The organism is Nocardioides sp. NPDC057772 (assembly GCF_042798075.1).
Taxonomy (GTDB): Bacteria; Actinomycetota; Actinomycetes; order Propionibacteriales; family Nocardioidaceae; genus Nocardioides.
On sequence record NZ_JBHVKN010000006.1, the window covers coordinates 1 to 17,149 of the forward strand.

At 68.0% G+C, this 17,149-nt stretch carries 19 protein-coding genes; 6 read left to right on the forward strand and 13 right to left on the reverse strand.

The window, feature by feature from the left end; genetic code table 11:
• Positions 1-228: 228 nt before the first annotated feature.
• Complete coding sequence (locus ACFVJS_RS02255; protein ID WP_378877040.1) at positions 229-609, forward strand: anti-sigma factor; 381 nt, start codon at positions 229-231, stop codon at positions 607-609.
• A 49-nt stretch (positions 610-658) separates the two neighbouring features.
• On the forward strand, positions 659-1,408 hold the full coding sequence (locus tag ACFVJS_RS02260) for a SigB/SigF/SigG family RNA polymerase sigma factor (protein WP_378877042.1): 750 nt from the start codon (positions 659-661) through the stop codon (positions 1,406-1,408).
• On the opposite strand, the gene ACFVJS_RS02265 is transcribed toward ACFVJS_RS02260, so the two are convergent.
• Positions 1,405-1,782 (reverse strand): hypothetical protein, encoded by a 378-nt coding sequence (locus ACFVJS_RS02265; RefSeq protein WP_378877044.1) that lies wholly within the window; start codon positions 1,780-1,782, stop codon positions 1,405-1,407. The genes ACFVJS_RS02260 and ACFVJS_RS02265 overlap by 4 nt on opposite strands.
• A 293-nt stretch (positions 1,783-2,075) precedes the next feature.
• On the opposite strand from ACFVJS_RS02265, the gene ACFVJS_RS02270 reads away from it, so the two are divergent.
• Positions 2,076-2,330, forward strand: coding sequence for a WhiB family transcriptional regulator (locus ACFVJS_RS02270; RefSeq protein WP_008362075.1), 255 nt, complete (start codon positions 2,076-2,078; stop codon positions 2,328-2,330).
• 23 nt (positions 2,331-2,353) lie between these two features.
• Here the strand turns inward: ACFVJS_RS02270 and ACFVJS_RS02275 are convergent, their stop codons facing one another.
• Entirely contained in the window at positions 2,354-3,844 is a 1,491-nt protein-coding gene (locus ACFVJS_RS02275) for a sensor histidine kinase (RefSeq protein ID WP_378877047.1), read from the reverse strand.
• A gap of 83 nt (positions 3,845-3,927) precedes the next feature.
• Here ACFVJS_RS02275 and ACFVJS_RS02280 point away from each other — a divergent pair, with 83 nt between their 5' ends.
• Together ACFVJS_RS02280 and ACFVJS_RS02285 are read left to right on the forward strand one after the other, a co-directional pair.
• Positions 3,928-4,767 (forward strand): DUF2785 domain-containing protein, encoded by an 840-nt coding sequence (locus ACFVJS_RS02280; protein ID WP_378877049.1) that lies wholly within the window; start codon positions 3,928-3,930, stop codon positions 4,765-4,767.
• 91 nt (positions 4,768-4,858) lie between these two features.
• Entirely contained in the window at positions 4,859-4,933 is a 75-nt protein-coding gene (locus ACFVJS_RS02285) for a 50S ribosomal protein bL37 (RefSeq protein WP_370249596.1), read from the forward strand.
• 83 nt (positions 4,934-5,016) lie between these two features.
• Here ACFVJS_RS02285 and rsrA read toward each other — a convergent pair whose 3' ends face one another.
• The 6 genes from rsrA to ACFVJS_RS02315 all read right to left on the reverse strand — a co-directional run bounded on the left by rsrA (position 5,017) and on the right by ACFVJS_RS02315 (position 10,761).
• Positions 5,017-5,280 (reverse strand): mycothiol system anti-sigma-R factor, encoded by a 264-nt coding sequence (gene rsrA, locus ACFVJS_RS02290; RefSeq protein WP_328529232.1) that lies wholly within the window; start codon positions 5,278-5,280, stop codon positions 5,017-5,019.
• The gene (locus ACFVJS_RS02295; protein WP_378877160.1) at positions 5,277-5,924 is read right to left on the reverse strand and encodes a sigma-70 family RNA polymerase sigma factor; all 648 of its coding nucleotides are present in this window, start codon (positions 5,922-5,924) and stop codon (positions 5,277-5,279) included. The genes rsrA and ACFVJS_RS02295 overlap by 4 nt, the downstream gene beginning before the upstream one ends.
• A 123-nt stretch (positions 5,925-6,047) precedes the next feature.
• On the reverse strand, positions 6,048-7,556 hold the full coding sequence (locus ACFVJS_RS02300) for an alpha-N-arabinofuranosidase (protein ID WP_378877052.1): 1,509 nt from the start codon (positions 7,554-7,556) through the stop codon (positions 6,048-6,050).
• Positions 7,557-7,626: 70 nt separating this feature from the next.
• The gene (locus tag ACFVJS_RS02305) at positions 7,627-8,907 is read right to left on the reverse strand and encodes an ABC transporter substrate-binding protein (RefSeq protein WP_378877054.1); all 1,281 of its coding nucleotides are present in this window, start codon (positions 8,905-8,907) and stop codon (positions 7,627-7,629) included.
• Positions 8,908-8,989: 82 nt separating this feature from the next.
• The gene (locus tag ACFVJS_RS02310) at positions 8,990-9,856 is read right to left on the reverse strand and encodes a carbohydrate ABC transporter permease (RefSeq protein WP_378877056.1); all 867 of its coding nucleotides are present in this window, start codon (positions 9,854-9,856) and stop codon (positions 8,990-8,992) included.
• A complete protein-coding gene (locus tag ACFVJS_RS02315) occupies positions 9,853-10,761 on the reverse strand; it encodes a carbohydrate ABC transporter permease (protein WP_378877058.1) in 909 nt (302 codons plus the stop codon). The genes ACFVJS_RS02310 and ACFVJS_RS02315 overlap by 4 nt, the downstream gene beginning before the upstream one ends.
• 255 nt (positions 10,762-11,016) lie before the next feature.
• Here ACFVJS_RS02315 and ACFVJS_RS02320 point away from each other — a divergent pair, with 255 nt between their 5' ends.
• On the forward strand, positions 11,017-12,105 hold the full coding sequence (locus ACFVJS_RS02320; protein ID WP_378877060.1) for a LacI family DNA-binding transcriptional regulator: 1,089 nt from the start codon (positions 11,017-11,019) through the stop codon (positions 12,103-12,105).
• Here the strand turns inward: ACFVJS_RS02320 and ACFVJS_RS02325 are convergent.
• From ACFVJS_RS02325 to ACFVJS_RS02345, 5 genes are read right to left on the reverse strand one after another with little or no spacing between them, the layout of a single operon-like run.
• Complete coding sequence (locus ACFVJS_RS02325) at positions 12,095-12,964, reverse strand: fumarylacetoacetate hydrolase family protein (RefSeq protein ID WP_378877062.1); 870 nt, start codon at positions 12,962-12,964, stop codon at positions 12,095-12,097. The two genes, ACFVJS_RS02320 and ACFVJS_RS02325, sit on opposite strands and share 11 nt — an antisense overlap.
• 10 nt (positions 12,965-12,974) lie before the next feature.
• Positions 12,975-14,756, reverse strand: a complete 1,782-nt coding sequence (locus ACFVJS_RS02330; RefSeq protein ID WP_378877064.1) for an IlvD/Edd family dehydratase — start codon at positions 14,754-14,756, stop codon at positions 12,975-12,977.
• Between the two features lie 47 nt (positions 14,757-14,803).
• Positions 14,804-15,442, reverse strand: a complete 639-nt coding sequence (locus ACFVJS_RS02335) for an alpha/beta family hydrolase (protein ID WP_378877065.1) — start codon at positions 15,440-15,442, stop codon at positions 14,804-14,806.
• Between the two features lies 1 nt (position 15,443).
• Positions 15,444-16,217 carry an SOS response-associated peptidase gene (locus tag ACFVJS_RS02340; RefSeq protein ID WP_378877067.1) on the reverse strand — a complete coding sequence of 258 codons (774 nt, stop codon included), beginning with the start codon at positions 16,215-16,217 and terminating at the stop codon, positions 15,444-15,446.
• A 54-nt stretch (positions 16,218-16,271) separates the two neighbouring features.
• Positions 16,272-16,994: a hypothetical protein gene (locus ACFVJS_RS02345; protein WP_378877070.1), complete on the reverse strand. Its 723-nt coding sequence runs from the start codon at positions 16,992-16,994 to the stop codon at positions 16,272-16,274.
• Positions 16,995-17,149: the final 155 nt, after the last annotated feature.

Sequence of the window (17,149 nt, forward strand, 5' to 3'; positions counted from 1 at the left end):
GCACCAAGGGCACCCTCGACCTCGAGACCGCCGACAAGCTCCTGGCCAAGATCGACGAGATCGCCGAGATCTTCTGGGCGACCAAGAAGGCCTGACCCTCTCACGAGATCCAGCCCGTACGCCACAGCCGCTCCGTCCGCGGAGCGGCTGTGGTGCGTTACCGGCCCGGCGAGAGCGGTCTCGATGCATAATCGGGCGCAAGCCAACACGAAGGACTGACAAACCCAGATGCCCCAGGTCGAGCTGCGCCTTCCTGCAGAAGGCGCTTACGTCTCCGTGCTGCGTACGACGACCGCCGCGCTCGCCGCGCGCCTCGACTTCACCCTCGAGGACATCGAGGACCTGCGGATGGCGGTCAGCGAGGCTGCGGCGATCTGTCTGGAGTGCGCTGCGGAGAGCGCGGACCTGGACGTCGTCTTCGATCTCGGCGACGACACCATCGGGGTCACGGTGACCACGACCTGCGACGCCGAGGCCGAGATCGACGAGGAGAGCTTCGCCTGGCAGGTGCTCACCACCCTGGCCAGGGAGGTCACCGCCACCCCCGAAGGCGACCAGCTCAGGATCTCGCTGGTCGCGGGAGCGACCCCGCTTGGAGCCGCGCGCTGACATGGCGCAGGAGACGATTCGGTCGTCGAGGTCCAGGAGCACCGGCGAGGTGGACAACGCCCGCGCCCGCTCCCGCGAGCTCTTCACGGCCCTCGCCGGACCTGACCTGACCGACGCCGAGCGCACCGCTGCCCGCGACGAGCTGGTTCATCTCAACATGGCGCTGGTGGAGTACTGCGCCTCCCAGTTCTACGGCCGCGGTGAGCCGCACGAGGACCTCGTCCAGGTCGGCGTGGTCGGCCTGCTCAACGCCGTGGACCGCTACGACCTCGGGCGCGACGTGGAGTTCTCGACGTACGCCGTGCCCACGATCCTCGGCGAGATCAAGCGCTACTTCCGCGACAGCCGGTGGGCGGTCAGCGTTCCCCGTCGCCTGCGCGACCTGCAGCAGAACCTGCGCGACGCCACCGCCGAGCTCTCCCAAGAGCTCGGCCGCTCCCCCACGGCCCGCGACCTCGCCACCCGCCTCGGCGTCAGTATCGAGACCGTCGTCGAGGGCCTGGAGTCCAGCAATGCGTACGCAGCGCTGTCCCTCGACTCCGAGAGCGACGAGACCGCGCCGATGCTCGACTCGCTGACGGCCCACGACCTGCGTCTCGACGACGTCGAGGTACGCGAGTCGATCAAGCCGGTGCTCGACGGCCTCTCCGCGCACGAGAAGCAGGTGCTGATGCTGAAGTTCTTCCGCAACAAGACCCAGACGGAGATCGCCGCCGAGCTCGGCGTGTCGCAGATGCAGGTCTCCCGGCTGCTCAACCGCTCGCTCAAGCAGCTCCGCAAGGCGCTCGAGGAGGACTAGCTCTGGCGCTCCTCGAGAGCGGCGATGCTCGGCGGCGCGAAGATGCCGACGAGAGCGACCAGCGCGACCAGCGCGAGCCCGCCGGAGATGGCGAGGTCCTCGCGCAGGTTCCACGCCAGGCCGAGAACGATCAGCTGGACGAGCACCAGCGGCGCGCGCGACCACGACTCCAGCCGCCAGATCATGAACGCGCACCAGCCGATGCCCGCGGCGCAGAGCAGGAAGAACATCCCGCCCGCGACCGCGGTCGTGAGCGAGGCGGCGTCGGGGATGCGTACGAACTCCAGGGCGCCCCACAGCAGCATCGCCGCAGCCTCGACGCCAGCGGCGATCACGGTCAGCAGGAGAGTCCAGGGGCGTTGCTGCGCGGTCACCTCAGCAGCCTAGAACCAGCCCCGGACTGACGAAAATCGGCGGGCAGCATACACCACCGGGTTTTCGGGTAACTCACCGCGTTACCGAAATGTCTAGCGTGAGGAAGACTGAGTGTTACGGTCCGGTGACGAACCAGACACTGGTTAGGGGTTGTTTCGGCGTCCATTTCTTGGAACTCTAGAGACAGCACGCACGTGAAGACATTCACACATCCCCGCCACGTGCCCACTCGCAGGGTCTCGCAGCACCAGGGCCTTGCCCATCCTACGTCAGAAAGAGGGTCTACCCAGCCATGGATTGGCGCCACCGTTCGGCTTGTCTCGATGAAGACCCGGAACTGTTCTTCCCCATCGGAAACACCGGTCCGGCCATCCTGCAGATCGAGGAAGCCAAGCAGGTCTGCCGGCGTTGCGACGTCCGGGAGCAGTGTCTTCAGTGGGCTCTTGAGGCCGGTCAGGACCACGGCGTGTGGGGTGGATTGAGCGAGGACGAGCGTCGTGCGCTGAAGCGCCGCAACGCCCGCTCCCGTGTCCGCACCGCCGTCTGACCACCCCTAGAGGTCACCCACCCCTAGAGTTCCAACGGCAGCTCGACCGAAGCCCTCGCCCCGTGGCCATCAGGCCGGGGTCCCAACGAGAGCCGGCCCCCGAGCTCGCCTTCGACGAGAGTCTTGACGATCGACAACCCCAGGTTGGTCGAGGTGTCGAGACTGAACCCGTCGGGTAGTCCATGACCGTCGTCATCGATGGTCACCTGGAGATGCCCGGCGGGTTGTTGTCGTACGGACATCACGATCTTGCCCATCTCGGGATCGCCGGGACCGCGACCTCGGTAGCCGTGCTCGACCGCGTTCTGCAGCAGCTCGGTCACGACCATCGCCATCGGCGTGGCCACCTCCGAGGGCAGCGACCCGAACGACCCCTCGCGACGTACGCGCACCGGGACGCCGACCGAGGTCACCTCCCCGACCATGGAGGCGAGCCGGTCGGCGATCTCGTCGAACTCGACGGTCTCCTCGACGGCCTGCTGGGAGAGGATCTCGTGGACCAGCGCGATCGACCCGACCCGGCGTACGGCCTCGTTCAGCGCGTCCTGGGCCACCCCGGAATCGACCCGGCGCGACTGCATGCGAAGCAGCGCGGCCACGGTTTGTAGGTTGTTCTTCACCCGATGGTGGATCTCGCGGATGGTCGCGTCCTTGGTGACGAGCTCACGATCGCGTCGGCGCAGGTCGGTGACGTCACGCAGCAGCACCAGCGCACCGATCGCCTCGCCACGCGGCCGTAGCGGGATCGAGCGCATGATGATCGCCATCACCCCGGTGTCGATCTCGGTGTCGCGGTGGGCCCGTCCACCGAGCACGGCGCTCAGCGTCTCCTCGTCGGGGCGCTTGCGCGGTGGCACCAGGGCGCGGGTCATCCCGGCCAGGGACTGCCCCGCGAGATCGCCGGAGAGGCCCAGCCGACGGAAGACCGAGAGCGCGTTGGGGCTGGCGTAGTCGACGACGCCGTCGGCATCCACCCGCACGAACCCGTCCCCGACCCGTGGGGTATCGGTGTGGTCGCTGCGCTGGCCCGCCGCCGGGAAGTAGCCGTTGGCGATCATCTGGGTCAGGTCGGAGGCGGTCTGCAGATAGGTCAGCTCGAGCTTGGAAGGCGTGCGTACGCCCAGCAGGTTGGTGTTGCGGCTCAGCACCGCGATGATGCGGCCGGCGCGGCGTACGGGGATCGTCTCGACCCGCACCGGGAGATCGTCGCGCCACTCCGGATCGCCCTCACGCACGAGGCGGCCGGCGTCGACGGCGTCGTCGAGGGTGGCGTGGCGCCCCTTCGGCACGAACATGCCGACGATGTCGTCGACATAGGCCGTCGGGCCGGTCGTGGGCCGCATCTGCCCGGCCGCCCAGAAGCCGTTGCCCGACTTGTCGGGCAGCCACAGGACCAGGTCGGCGAAGGAGAGATCAGCCAGGATCTGCCAGTCGGCCATGAGCAGCTGAAGCCAGCCGACATCCTCGCTGTCGAGGTCGGTGTGGCTCTGGGCAAGCTCACTCAGGGTGGGCACGGGCACAGCGTAGATGTAGACCTTGGTAGGGCATTGCGCGGGTCGGATGTCCACGCGCGGCAGGGTTTGGCAGGATGTTCCCCATGTCGGAGGCGTACTGGCGGGAGGTTCACTCGACCGGTCTCGCTGTACCCACGGACCGGCCCCTCGGCGACCTCACGATCGAGCTCACCCGGATGCTCGGCGACCCCGACCCGGACGTACGCAGCGGGCTGGCCGTGCCGGCGCTGTCGACGTGGATCCAGCGCGGTGTCTACGACGACCTGCTCGCGGGTCTGGGCGACGGGATGGCTGCCGGCCTGGTGGTCGGCCTCGGCGACTCCGGCAACAACGGCGTCTTCCGCCGGGCCTCCTCGGTCGAGGCCCTGGCCGAGTGCATCGCCCGCGACAACGCCCGCTCGCTGGTGCCCGCGGAGAAGGTGCTGGAGTGGGGCGACCGGATCGCCACCTGGCTGCTGCGCGAGCGCGACCTGCGCGCCTTCGTCCCCGAGCGCGGCTGGGCCCACGCGGTCGCCCGCGGCGCCGACGCCCTCGGCACCCTGGCCTCCTCCGAGCACCTCGGCAAGCCCGAGCTGACGGTCATCCTCGACGTCGTCGCCGACCGGGTGCTGGCTCGCGGCGACACCATCTACACCCATGGCGAGCCCGACCGGCTGGCGGCGGCCACGATGTCCGTGCTGCGCCGCAACCTGGTCCCGCTCAACATCATGGAGCCGTGGATCAACCGGATCGTCACGGTGGCCACCGCGACCCCGGAGACCCCCGAGCGCGACCCGTTCCTGCTCACCGGCAACGCCGAGGCATTTCTGCGGGCGCTCTACATCCAGCTCGCGCTCAGCAACGACATCCCGCAGATCCGCGGCGACCTGCTGCTGGTCGTGGTCGCGGCGCTGAAGAAGTCCAACAGCGCCTACCTGAGCTAGAGACCGGCCCAGATTGGCTCTCACGCACCTGGGTTTGAGAGACTGTCCCGAGGCCCCTCGGGGTCGACGTACCCCAATGGAGGAGATCATCATGGGCAAGACCGGCCGCAAGCGCCGCGCGCGCCGCAAGAAGGGCGCGAACCACGGCAAGCGCCCCAACAGCTGAACACGGCCCGTCAAGGGTCAGAGCTGTAATGACGTGAGAGCCCCAGCCGATCGGCTGGGGCTCTCGTCGCGTCTGTGGCCGGTTCAGGACCTCGTGCGGAGCTCCTGGATCTGGACCATGATCTTCGCGCGCAGGTCACCCGGAGCGACCTCCGTGCACGAGCGCGCGACGACCGCCTTGACGATGCGCTGCTGGTCGTAGGTCTCCAGGCACGGGTTGCAGCTCTGCAGGTGGAGCTTGACCTGGTCGGCGTCCGCCTCGGCGAGCTCGTTGTCGATCAGGAAGACGATCTGCTCGAGGAAGTCGGCGCAGTCGCTGGGTGAGGCGTCGTGTTTGTGGGCACTCATGACGCACCTCCACGAGCGCCGGTGAGATCGTTGGTGCGTACGTAGTCGGAGAGAAGATCGCGCAGCTGGCGCCGACCGCGGTGAAGCCGCGACATCACGGTGCCGATCGGGGTTTCCATGATCTCGGCGATCTCCTTGTAGGCGAATCCCTCGACGTCGGCGAGGTAGACGGCGAGCCGGAACTCCTCCGGCAGGCGCTGCAGAGCGTCCTTGACCTGGGAGTCGGGCAGGTGCTCGAGGGCCTCCATCTCCGCCGACTTCAGACCGGTCGAGGTGTGCGACTCGGCCCGAGCGAGCTGCCAGTCCTCGACGTCCTCGGACATCGACTGCTGCGGCTGGCGCTGCTTCTTGCGGTAGGTGTTGATGAAGGTGTTGGTGAGGATGCGGTAGAGCCAAGCCTTCAGGTTGGTGCCGGGCTTGAACTGGTGGAAGGAGGAGTACGCCTTGGCGAACGTCTCCTGCACCAGGTCCTCAGCGTCGGACGGGTTGCGAGTCATCCGCATCGCAGCCGAGTAGAGCTGGTCGAGGAAGGGCAGCGCGTCCCGCTCGAAGCGCAGGGCGCGCTCCTCGGGCGTCTCGGTGGCCAGGTCGACGACCTCATCAGTGTTGTCGCTCATCACGTCCCAGGGTACGCGCGTGAGCATCGGGGCGCCCATCGGCGACACGTTCTCCGTGGGGCGTTCGAGCAGGATGGTCATGCTCCGTGAACGCCGCGACGGCCGCGAAACATTCCCCGCGGTCGGAGAGCCTCGCGGCCGTCGGCTACCTCACGACGTCTGCAGGACGAACATGCTCCACGAGGCCGGAGGCAGCTCGGCCTCGAGCGCGCCACCCACGACCTTCGCCGAGTCGTACGCCCTCGGCACCACCCGGTCGGGATCCTCCATGGTGTTCACCGCGAACATGTCCTCACCGCCCAGGACCTTTGCCTCGACCAGGTCCACGCCGCCGAAGTAGCGGAGGTCGGTGGAGAAGGCGAGCGACTCCGACGGGTGCCGGTTGACCACGAACACCGCCACGCGGCCGTTCTCCGCGTCGTGGGTCGCCACGGAGTCGAGGACGGAGACGTCACCGTGCTTGGCGGTGGCCATCGTCGGAGCGACCACCCGCGGCTCGAGCACCTCCCCCTGCGCGAACCGGGCGGTCAGCGCGAACGGGTGGAAGATCGACTGCCTCCACGCCGGCCCGCCGGGCTCGCACCTGATCGAGCCGATGGTGTTGACCAGCTGGGCCTGGCAGGCGGCGGTCACCCGGTCGCTGTGCTTGAGCAAGGTGATGAGCAGCGAGCCGACGACGACGGCGTCGAGCGCCGTGTAGGCGTCCTCGCTGAGCCGAGGGGCGAAGGTCCAGTCCTCCGGCATGCCCTCCTGCTGGAACTTCTTCATGTACCAGACGTTCCACTCGTCGAAGGAGATGGTGATCCGTTTCGGCGAGGCGAGCTTCGCGCCGATGTGGTCAGCCGTCGCGACGACGTCCCGGATGAAGAGGTCCATGTCGATCGACGAGGCGAGGAAGCTCGCGACGTCATCGCCTTCGAGCTCGTAGTAGGCGTGCGCCGAGACGAAGTCGACCTCGTCGTAGGTGTGCTCGAGCACCGTCGCCTCCCAGGCCCCGAAGGTGGGCATCGAGCGGCCGGAGCTGCCGCAGGCGACCAGCTCGAGGTCGGCGTCGTACTGACGCATGCCCCTCGCCACCTCCTTGGCAAGCCGGCCGTACTCCTCGGCCGTCTTGTGGCCCAGCTGCCAGGGCCCGTCCATCTCGTTGCCGAGACACCACATCCGGATGTCGTGCGGCTCAGCGGCGCCGTGCGCGATGCGACGGTCCGACAGCTCCGTCCCGCTGCGGTGGTTGGCGTACTCCAGCAGCTCGAGGGCCTCCGGCAGGCCGCGCGTGCCCAGGTTCACCGCCATGATCGGCTCGATGCCGGCCTTCCTCGCCCAGGTCATGAACTCGTTGAGGCCGAACGCGTTGGTCTCGATGCTCCGCCACGCAGGCTCCAGGCGAGTCGGCCGCTGGTCGCGCGGCCCCACTCCGTCCTCCCACTTGTAGCCGGAGACGAAGTTGCCGCCGGGGTAGCGAACGGCGGTCACCCCGAGCTCGCGTACGAGATCCAGTACGTCGCCGCGCAGGCCGTCGTCGTCCGCCGTCGGGTGTCCTGGCTCGAAGATGCCGCCGTAGACACAACGCCCCATGTGCTCCACGAACGATCCGAAGACCCTCCTGTTGACGGGGGCGACGGTGAACGCCGGATCGATCGTCAGCTTGCCGTTCTCCATGGGTTCCTCCTGGTCCGGGCAGCGGCATCCCGGGCGCCGGCCTCACGCCGGCGCCCGGGTCCGTCGCCATCTACTTGAGCTGGTTCTCCAGATCGGCCTGCGCCTGGTCCAGCGCCTGCTTGGCCGGGACACCGTCCCCGAAGATCTGGTTGTACGTGCTGGTCGTGAACACTTCATCGACCTTGGGCAGGTTCGGGTTCTCGAAGGACTCGAAGTGGCCGATGTCGCCCTTGACCTCGTTGAGCACGTCGAAGAGGTTGGTCTGGAAGTACTTGTTGAACTTGTTCTCCGGGTTGTGGGTGACGTCCTTGTCCTCCCACACGGACATGTTGACCGGGTCGAAGCCGAGCTCCTCCCAGACGGCGACGTTGGCCTCCGGCGACAGCTTCGCGAAGGCGAGCCACTCCATGGCGAAGTCCTTGTCCGGGGAGCTGTCGATCACCGCGGTGCCGGTGCCGCCACCACCGATCGTGGCGACCTCACCGCCCTCGATGACCGGCGCCGGCGCGATCGCGATGTCACCGGCCAGATCGGGCATGTAGTCGACGAACCGGGAGGTGTACCAGGCCGGGTAGACGATGGCCGCGTACTCGCCGTTGTTGATGGGGCCGTAGGCCTCCTCGATGTCCGGGCTACCACCCGGGATGGTCGAGAGCGCTCCGGCCTTCTGCATGTCCTGCAGCAGCTCGATCGCCTCGACGACCTCCGGGCTGTTCACGGTGACGTTGCCCTCCTCGTCGAACAGGTTGCCGCCGAGCTGCGCCATGACCAGCGGCTGCACGATGTTGGTGTCGGTGCTGGCGACGCCGAACGCCTTGCCGGTCGCCTTGTTGTACTTCGCGCCGGCCGCCTTGAAGTCGTCCCAGGTGTGGATGGTCGTGTAGTCGACCCCGGCCTTCTCCAGCAGCGGGACGTTGTAGAAGGCCACCTGAGCCCCGACGTGGGTCGGGAAGCCGAGCTGCTTGCCCTCCCGGGCGTACAGGTCCATCCGGGCCTGCACGATGTCCTCCTCGTAGGGCTCGGCGGCTTCGGACAGGTCGGCCAGCGGCGTACGTCCGTCCTCGGTGACGAAGTTGGAGAACTTGTTCACCTCGATGTCCACGACGTCGGGGAGCCCCTTGCCGGAGTTCACCGCCAGCTGCAGCTTGTTGTGCATCTCGTCGTAGGGGAAGACCGTGACGTCGAGCTTGATCTCCTTGTCGGGGTTCTTCTCGTTCCACTCCTCGGCCATGGCCTCGTAGTAGGTGCCGTGCAGCTCCGCGAACACCCACATGTCGATGCTGGTGCGGCCCTGTGCGTCAGGCCCGCCTTCCTCCTCGGAGCCGCCGCAGGCGCTCAGCGTGAGCGTCACGGCGAGTCCCGCGGCGAGTAAGGAGGTGATTCTCCGCCTTGTTGTCATGGCTCTCTCCATCTGTGAGGTTTGTGCAAAGGGGTCACCCCTTGAGCGCCCCGGCCGTCATGCCAGCGACGAAGAACCGCTGGAACAGCAGGAAGAGCACCAGGACGGGAAGGAGCGAGAACATGGACCCGATGATGAGCAGCTCGTAGTTGTTCTCATGGGGGGTGAGCAGGGTGTTGAGTCCGATCGGGAGGGTGAACTTCGACTCCGAGCGCAGCACCAGCAGCGGCCAGAGGAAGTTGTTCCAGATGATCATCCCGTTGAGGATGGCCATCGCCGCGAATGCCGGTTTCGCCACCGGCACCACGATCTTGAAGAAGATGCCGAACTCCGTGGCGCCGTCCATCCGGCCCGCTTCGAGCAGGTCTTTCGGGATGCCGAGGAAGTACTGCCGGAAGTAGAAGATGGTCACCGCCGCGGCCAGGAACGGCAGCACGATCACCGAGTAGGAGTCGGCCAGGCCGATGTCGTTCACGAGCACGTACAGCGGGAGCATCATGATCTCGAACGGCACGGCCATGAGCAGCAGAACGGCGATGAACAGCGCGGTCTTGCCCTTGAACTCGTAGACGGCGAAACCGTAGGCGACGAACGAGCTGACCAGCAGCGTCCCGGCCACCTGCACGACGGTGAGCAGGATCGAGTTGGCGAACCACCGGAAGTACGGCCCGGAGTCGGTGAAGAGCATCACGTAGTTGTCCAGCGACAGCGAGCTGCGGTCGATGTCGAGGGAGAGGCCACGCCGGATGACGTCGTTGCCGTCTTGGAACGTCGCCACGAACATGATCAGCAGCGGAGCGAGGACGACCAGGGTCAGCACCAGCAGCAGCGCGGTCTGGACCGACCCGTGGAGCCAGTACGGCAGCTGGATCCTCGTGCGGGTGGCGGACTCGGAACTCATCGCGCGCTCTCCTTCTTGAAGGTTCCGCTGAGCGTGAGGAAGGTGAGGTTGATGGCCATGATGACCACGACGAGCACGACACCGACCGCGGAGGCGAAGCCCAGGTCGTTCTGCTCGATCCCCCGCCGGTAGAGGTAGCCGATCACGGTGAGCCCCTGGTCGTTGGGCGAGGCGTTGCCGCGGTAGAGCATGAAGCTCTCCAGGAACATCGCCAGGCCGCCGTAGATGCTGATGGTGGTGACGTAGACGATGGTCGGCTTCAGGTTGGGCAGGGTGATGTGGAAGAACTGCTGCAGCCTGCTGGCGCCGTCGATGGTCGCGGCCTCGTAGTACTCCTCCGGGATGGACTGCATGCCTGCCAGGAAGTAGAGGATGTTGACCCCGGTCCAGCGCCACATCGCCAGCGCCAGCAGAGCGATCAGCCCGCCGGTGTCGATGCGCAGCCAGCGGACCGGCTCGAGGCCGAAGATCCCGACGATCTGGTTCATCAGCCCCGTGCCGGTCTCGGCGAACATCAGTCGGAAGATGATGCCGGCGACGACGACGGAGGTCAGCGCCGGCACGAACATCGAGGCCTTGAAGACCGCCTTGACGCGGTCGCTGCCGATCTTGGAGTTGATGAGCGCGGCCAGCACCAGCGGGATCGGGATCAGGAGCGCGATGGTCAGCACCATGTAACGGGCGCTGTTGAACATCGCCTTCCAGAAGAGCCGGTCCTCCCAGAGCCGCTGGTAGTTGTCGAGACCGATGAAGGCGGCCTGCCCGAACACCACCTCCTGGGTGCTCAGCAGGAAGGTGCGCGCGAGCGGGAGGAGCCAGAAGGCGAGCAGCGTGATCACGAACGGCGCGATGAAGAGGTAGGGCGCCGCCTTCTGCGAGTACAGCAGCCGCCGGAGAACGACCATCAAAGGACTCCTCTTCGCTGAGGCATCACACGCGGGTGGGGGGAACAAAACCGCCGGTTTACGACGATGTACGTCTCTCACCAGCGGATTTACTACGTGGTAATCAGCGCATATCCTTGTCCTGCAGTCGGAGCCGTGTCAAGACCCGAACGTGACATTCGCCACACCGAGTGTCCGAAAGGGCAGGCAGGGCCGACGCAAAACACCGATGTAGGCTGCCCCTCGACCGGGGGCACGAGGGAACACGAGGCGACGATGGCTGTGACGATGCGCGACGTCGCGGCCCTTGCCCGCGTCTCACCCAAGACGGTGTCCAACGTGGTGAACGACCACCCGAACGTGCACCCGGACACGCGCGCCCGGGTCCAGCAGGCGATCGCCGAGCTGGGCTACCGGCCGAACCATTCCGCACGCGGCCTGCGCTCCGGCCGCACCGGCGTCATCGGGCTGGCGGTGCCGGAGCTGAAGCAGGCCTACTTCGCCGAGCTGGCCGATGCCGTCATCGCGGCAGCAGCCAAGCGTGGGCTGAGCGTGATCGTCGGGCAGCTCGGAGGCGACCGCGAGCACGAGATCGAGCTCCTGACCCACGGGCTCCCCCAGACCGATGGCCTGCTCTTCAGCCCGGAGCAGCTCGGCATCGAGGACCGCGACCTGTTGTCGTACGTCGACTTCCCGTTGGTCATGCTCGGAGAGTGGATCTTCGGTGGACCCACCGACCACGTGACGATGCACAACGTCAGCGCTGCCCGCGCCGCCGTCGAGCACCTGATCTCCCTGGGGCGCCGGCGGATCGCCGTCATCGGCGCCCATCCCGACGACGAGACCCGGCGGCTGGGGCCCTCGAACCTGCGGATCCAGGGCTACCGGGAGGCTCTGGTGGCCGCCGGTATCGAGCACGATCCCCGGCTCGAGCGTGTCGTCGCGCCCTGGCATCCGGAGGACGGCGCCGACGCGGCCCGGCAGCTGCTCGAGTCGGGGCTGGAGTTCGACGCCATCTTCACGCTGACCGACGCGCTCGCGCTGGGTGCGCTCCGGGCTCTCGGCGAAGCGGGGCGCGCCGTGCCCGACGACGTCGCCGTGATCGGCTTCGACAACATCGCCATCAGCCACCTCACCGTCCCCTCGCTCTCCAGCATCGATCCCGGTCGCGCGGAGATCGCCGAGACGGCGGTCAGCATGCTCGTCGAGCGCATCGAGTGGGGCGCCGGGTCGTCGCGGCCGGCGCGGCTGCACAAGGCTGCCTTCGAGGTCATCGTGCGGGAGTCCTCCGGCGGCACCGCCTCCAAGATGTCACAGACCTCGGCGCGGCAGTCCGGCGCGGCGGCTCACAAGCTCAACGGCTGAGCCACCGGAAGGGCTCCTTGCCCGCCTCCACCCGGTTCACGAGCCTTCCGACCTCGGCGACCTCGATCTCCACCACGTCGCCGGGCCGAAGGCTGAAGTCGAGGTCGGGGACGATCCCGGTGCCGGTGGCCAGCGCCGCGCCGTCAGGGAAGTCGTTGCCGGCGAACAGGTAGTCGACGAGCTCGGGTATCGGGCGTACGAGCTGGCCGGAGTTCGTCTCCGCCGCGACCACCTCGTGCTCACCCCGGCGGATCACCAGGGTGATGGCCAGATCGGTGGCGTCAGCGACCTCCCATGCGGGTTTGATGCCGGCCGCGAGCGCTGCTGCTCCTGCGTAGACCTTGGCCTGGGACAGATAGAGCGGGTTCTCGCCCTCGATCGAGCGGGAGCTCATGTCGTTGCAGACCGAGTAGCCGACGACCTCGCCGTGGGCGTTGGCCACGACCGCGAGCTCCGGCTCGGGCACGTCGTGGCCGGAGTCCGCTCGGATACCGACCGGCTCGCCGTCGGTGACCAGCCGCCAGGCCGGCGCCTTCAGGAACAGCTCGGGCCGCTGCGCGGAGTAGACCTTGTCGTAGACCGACCGCTCGGCGCTCTCCTCCATCCGGGCGCTGCGCGAGCGGGCGTAGGTGACGCCCGCACACCACAGCTCGGCCCGCCCGTCCAGCGGGGCGAGCAGACGTGCGGACTCGACCGGGACCAGGCCCGCGGAGGCGGACTCGACGGTGGCCCGGAGCTCGTCGTACGGCATCGCGAGGAGATCCGCCATCGATCCGGCATCGCTCAGCGGCGTGATCGAGTCGTCCCTGCGTACGCCGACCCGGGGGCCGTTGCCGCTGTCGTATCGGACAAGGTGCATCGTCTGCTCCTCAGTGGTTGTCGCGCGGGGTGCCCTTGGTCTGCACCACGCGTTGGTACTTCACAGCGGGCTCGAGGACCATGCCGTCGGCGAGCTGGCCCACCATGGACCGCTGGATCTCCTGCCACGGTGTCTGCGACTCCGGCACCGGGAACTCCCCGAGGGCCTCGCGCCGCTCGGCCAGCTCCTCGTCCGAGACCAGCATGTCCGCCCGTCCCGCGTTGAGGTCGATCCGGACACGATCGCCCGTACGCAGCAGCGCCAGGCCACCTCCGACGGCGGCCTCGGGCGAGGCGTTGAGGATCGAGGGCGATCCCGACGTACCGGACTGGCGTCCGTCGCCCACGCAGGGCAATGAGTGCACGCCACCCTCGATGAGGGCGGCGGGAGGCTGCATGTTGACGACCTCTGCCGAGCCGGGATACCCGATCGGGCCGACACCCCGGATGAACAGGATGCACCCCTCGTCGATCTCGAGCGCGGGATCGTCGATGCGGGCGTGGTAGTCCTCGGGCCCGTCGAAGACGATCGCCCGACCCTCGAACACGTTCGGGTGCTCGGGATCGGAGAGGTAGCGTTCCCGGAACTCGTCCGAGATCACGCTGGTCTTCATGATCGCGCTGTCGAACAGGTTTCCCGTCATCACGATGAAGCCGGCCTGCTCCACGAGGGGGTTGTCGAAGCCGCGGATCACCTCGGCGTCCTCGCTCGCCGTGTTGCGGCAGTTCTCGCCGATGGTCCGTCCGTTCACGGTGAGCGCATCCTCGTGGATCAGCCCGTGACGCATCAGCTCGTGGACGACGGCCGGCACTCCGCCCGCACGATGGAACTCCTCACCGAGGAACCTGCCGGCGGGCTGCATGTCGACCAGGAGCGGGATCCGGTGACCGATGGTCTCCCACTCCTCGATGCCGAGGTCGACCCCGACGTGCCTGGCGATCGCGTTGATGTGGACCGGAGCGTTGGTGGAGCCACCGATCGCGGAGTTGACGACGATCGCGTTCTCGAAGGCCTCCCGGGTCAGGACGTCGGAGGGCTTGAGGTCCTCGTGCACCATCTCGACGATGCGCCTCCCCGTCAGGTAGGCCACCCGGCCACGATCACGGTGCGGCGCCGGGATCGCGGCCGAGCCCGGCAGGCTCATCCCGAGGGTCTCGGCGAGACTGTTCATCGTGGCAGCGGTGCCCATGGTGTTGCAGTGGCCCGGCGACGGCGCGGACGATGCGATCAGCTCGGTGAACTCGGCCACGTCGATCTCCCCCGCGGCGAGCATCTCGCGCGCCTTCCAGATGATCGTGCCCGAGCCGATGCGCTTCCCCTTCAGCCAGCCGTTGAGCATCGGCCCGCCCGAGAGCACGATCGCCGGGACGTTCACCGTGGCGGCGGCCATCACGCACGCCGGCGTGGTCTTGTCGCACCCCGTCGTCAGCACGACGCCGTCGAGGGGGTAGCCGTAGAGCACCTCCACCAGACCGAGGTAGGCGAGGTTGCGGTCCAGCGCCGCCGTCGGCCGCTTCCCCATCTCGTGGATCGGGTGCACCGGGAACTCGAACGCGATCCCACCCATCTCTCGGATCCCGTCGCGTACGCGCTGCGCCAGCCCGAGGTGGTGCCGGTTGCAGGGCGCCAGGTCCGAGCCGGTCTGCGCGATGCCGATCACGGGCTTGCCCGACTGGAGCTCCTCCCGCGTCACGCCCCAGTTCATGTAGCGCTCGATGTAGAGCGCCGTCATCGCGGGGTTGGCCGGGTTGTCGAACCAGTCGCGGCTGCGCAGGCGAGGAGGATTTACCACGTGGTAAACCCTAGCGGCGCCACGCACCGCCCGCCCTGAGAATCGGTCTAGGCGATGACCTCGCGGACCAGCCACTCCAGGGTGGACTCGACCAGGATGGCGTCCGCGTCGGCCTGTGTGACCGGGCCCCGCTTGCCGACGACGAGCGAGTGGTCCGCACCCGGGATCGGGGTGACCTCGACGCTCTCGGGGAACTCCTCGGGCCTGCCGAACCTGTCCCGGGTGCCCTGCAGCACCAACGTCGGCACCCTGGCCTCGAGCAGCTCGTGGGCGCGGGAGATATGGGGCTTGCCGACCGGGTGCAGCGGGAAGGCCAGGCAGAGCGCCCCGGCGGCGCCGAACCCGCGGGCCGTGCGGACCGCCGAGCGGGCGCCGGCGGAGCGGCCTCCGACCACCAGCGGCGTACGCACCCGCATCCAGTTGGCGGCGAGCGTGAGCGCCGCGTCGAGCGACTTCGGGGGCGTGGCCACCGGCTTCCCCTTGACCCGCCAGGGCTGCTCGAAGCGGACCACCGTGATCCCCTGGGCGGGGAGCGCATCGTTGAGCGCCATCAGGTCATGGGTGTCGATGCCGTTGCCGGCGCCGTGGGAGAGCAGCAGGGTCGCCTGTGGTCGCCGCGCCCGGCGGGTGTAGAGCCGCCCTTCTCCGTAGGGCGTGTCGATCATCTGCGTCGTGGTTCCACCCATGTCATCCCCAGGCTTCCTCGAGCGGCAGCGGCTCGATCAGCTCACGGCCGTTGTTGCGTACGTTGCTCACCAGCGTCGAGACGGGGTAGGCCTCCAGCTGGCCGGGCGCCGCCGGGGTCAGCAGCGCCACGTCACCCGGACGGGTCGGGTCGAGCCACTGGTCCCAGCGTGCGCGCTCCACCATGAGCGGCATCCGGTCGTGGATCCGCCCCAGGGAGTCCTCCGCCTCGGTGGTGATCACCGTGCAGCTCCACAGCCAGCGGGTGGGATCGTCCTCGTCCTTGGCGGGATCGGGCCACAGCTCGTAGAGGCCGGCCATCGCCAGCACTCCCCCGTCCTTCGGGGTGATGAAGTAGGGTTGCTTGCGGGGCTTGCCCTTCGCGTCCTTGGCATCGGTGGCGTACCACTCGAAGTAGCCGTCGGCGGGGAGCAGGCAGCGGCGCTTGGCGAAGGCCCGGCGGTAGGCGGGCTTCTCGCTCACCGTCTCCATCCGGGCGTTGATCATCCGGTTGCCGATCTTGACGTCTTTGGCCCAGGACGGGACCAGGCCCCAACGTACGGCACGGAGCTGGCGCTCGGTGGACGCGTTCTCCTCGTCCTGCCGAAGCGGACCCCGAGGCGAACTGTGCGGCGGACGCTCGAGGACGGCGTAGACCTCGTCGGTCGGCGCGACGTTGTAGCTCTCGGTGAGCGGCTCCTGCAGGCGCAGCTCATCGATCTCGAACTCCTCGGCCAGCTCATCCGGTTGACGGCTGGACGCGTAACGACCGCACATACGTTCACCTTAGCGCCGCGTGCGAGTGGTGTTTCCCCGTATTTCCAGGCTCTTCTAGGCTCCGCGGGCGAGCTCGTCGAGCAGGAAGCCGGCGGACCTGTCGTTCTCCGGGAGGCCCTCGATCCAGATCCGGTCGGCGCTGTGCTCGACCATCCGTTTGAGGAGCCCGAGCCGTTTGACCAGCGTCTCGTCGCGCGGTGCGACCACGACCATCCGGCTGTGGGCGACCTGTCCGACGGCGGCGGCGCCCGCGAAGACGGTGCGGGCCGTCTGGCCCAGCAGCGACATCCGGCGGGCGGTGGCGATGCTGTCGGTCTTGCCGCCCGGGACACCTGGGACGTGGGCGTCGGTGACGACCAGCGCGTGGCTGCACGCCTTGGCATCACGGTAGAGCTCCGAGATGCGCTCACGTACGTGGGCGAGGGTGGACAGGCCGGTCAGCGGGTCGGCGCACGAGATGGTGTGCAGGTAGCCGAGAGTCGCCTCGCTCCAGGCGACGGAGAGCGCATGCACCTCGGCGAAGGCCGGATCGCGGCTCTCGACCGTCTGGGTCGTCGTGCGGAGGTCCTCGAGACTCTCGCCGAGCGACACCCCGCTCTCGGCGAGGCCGTGCCCGACCACCCAGCAGGCCTCGGCGACGTAGCTGCTCCGTTCGGCCAGCGCCTCGGCGACCGCCTCGAACCGAGGCGGGAGCGCCGCGCGCTGCTTCTCGGAGAGCTCGGTGGTCTCAGGTGGGGAGGTCGCAGGCGTACGCCGCCCACCGAAGAACAGCCGCACAACTCACCCCTTTCCTCGTGTTACCTGGCGTTGGTGTCGTTTCCTTGTCCGAAGTCGTCCGGTCACAGCTACAGTGGTGCGCGCGAACCGATCGCGCTGCACATGGACTTGACGCGCGAAATCAGTGAGCATGACGCGATAGGGACCCGCGATTT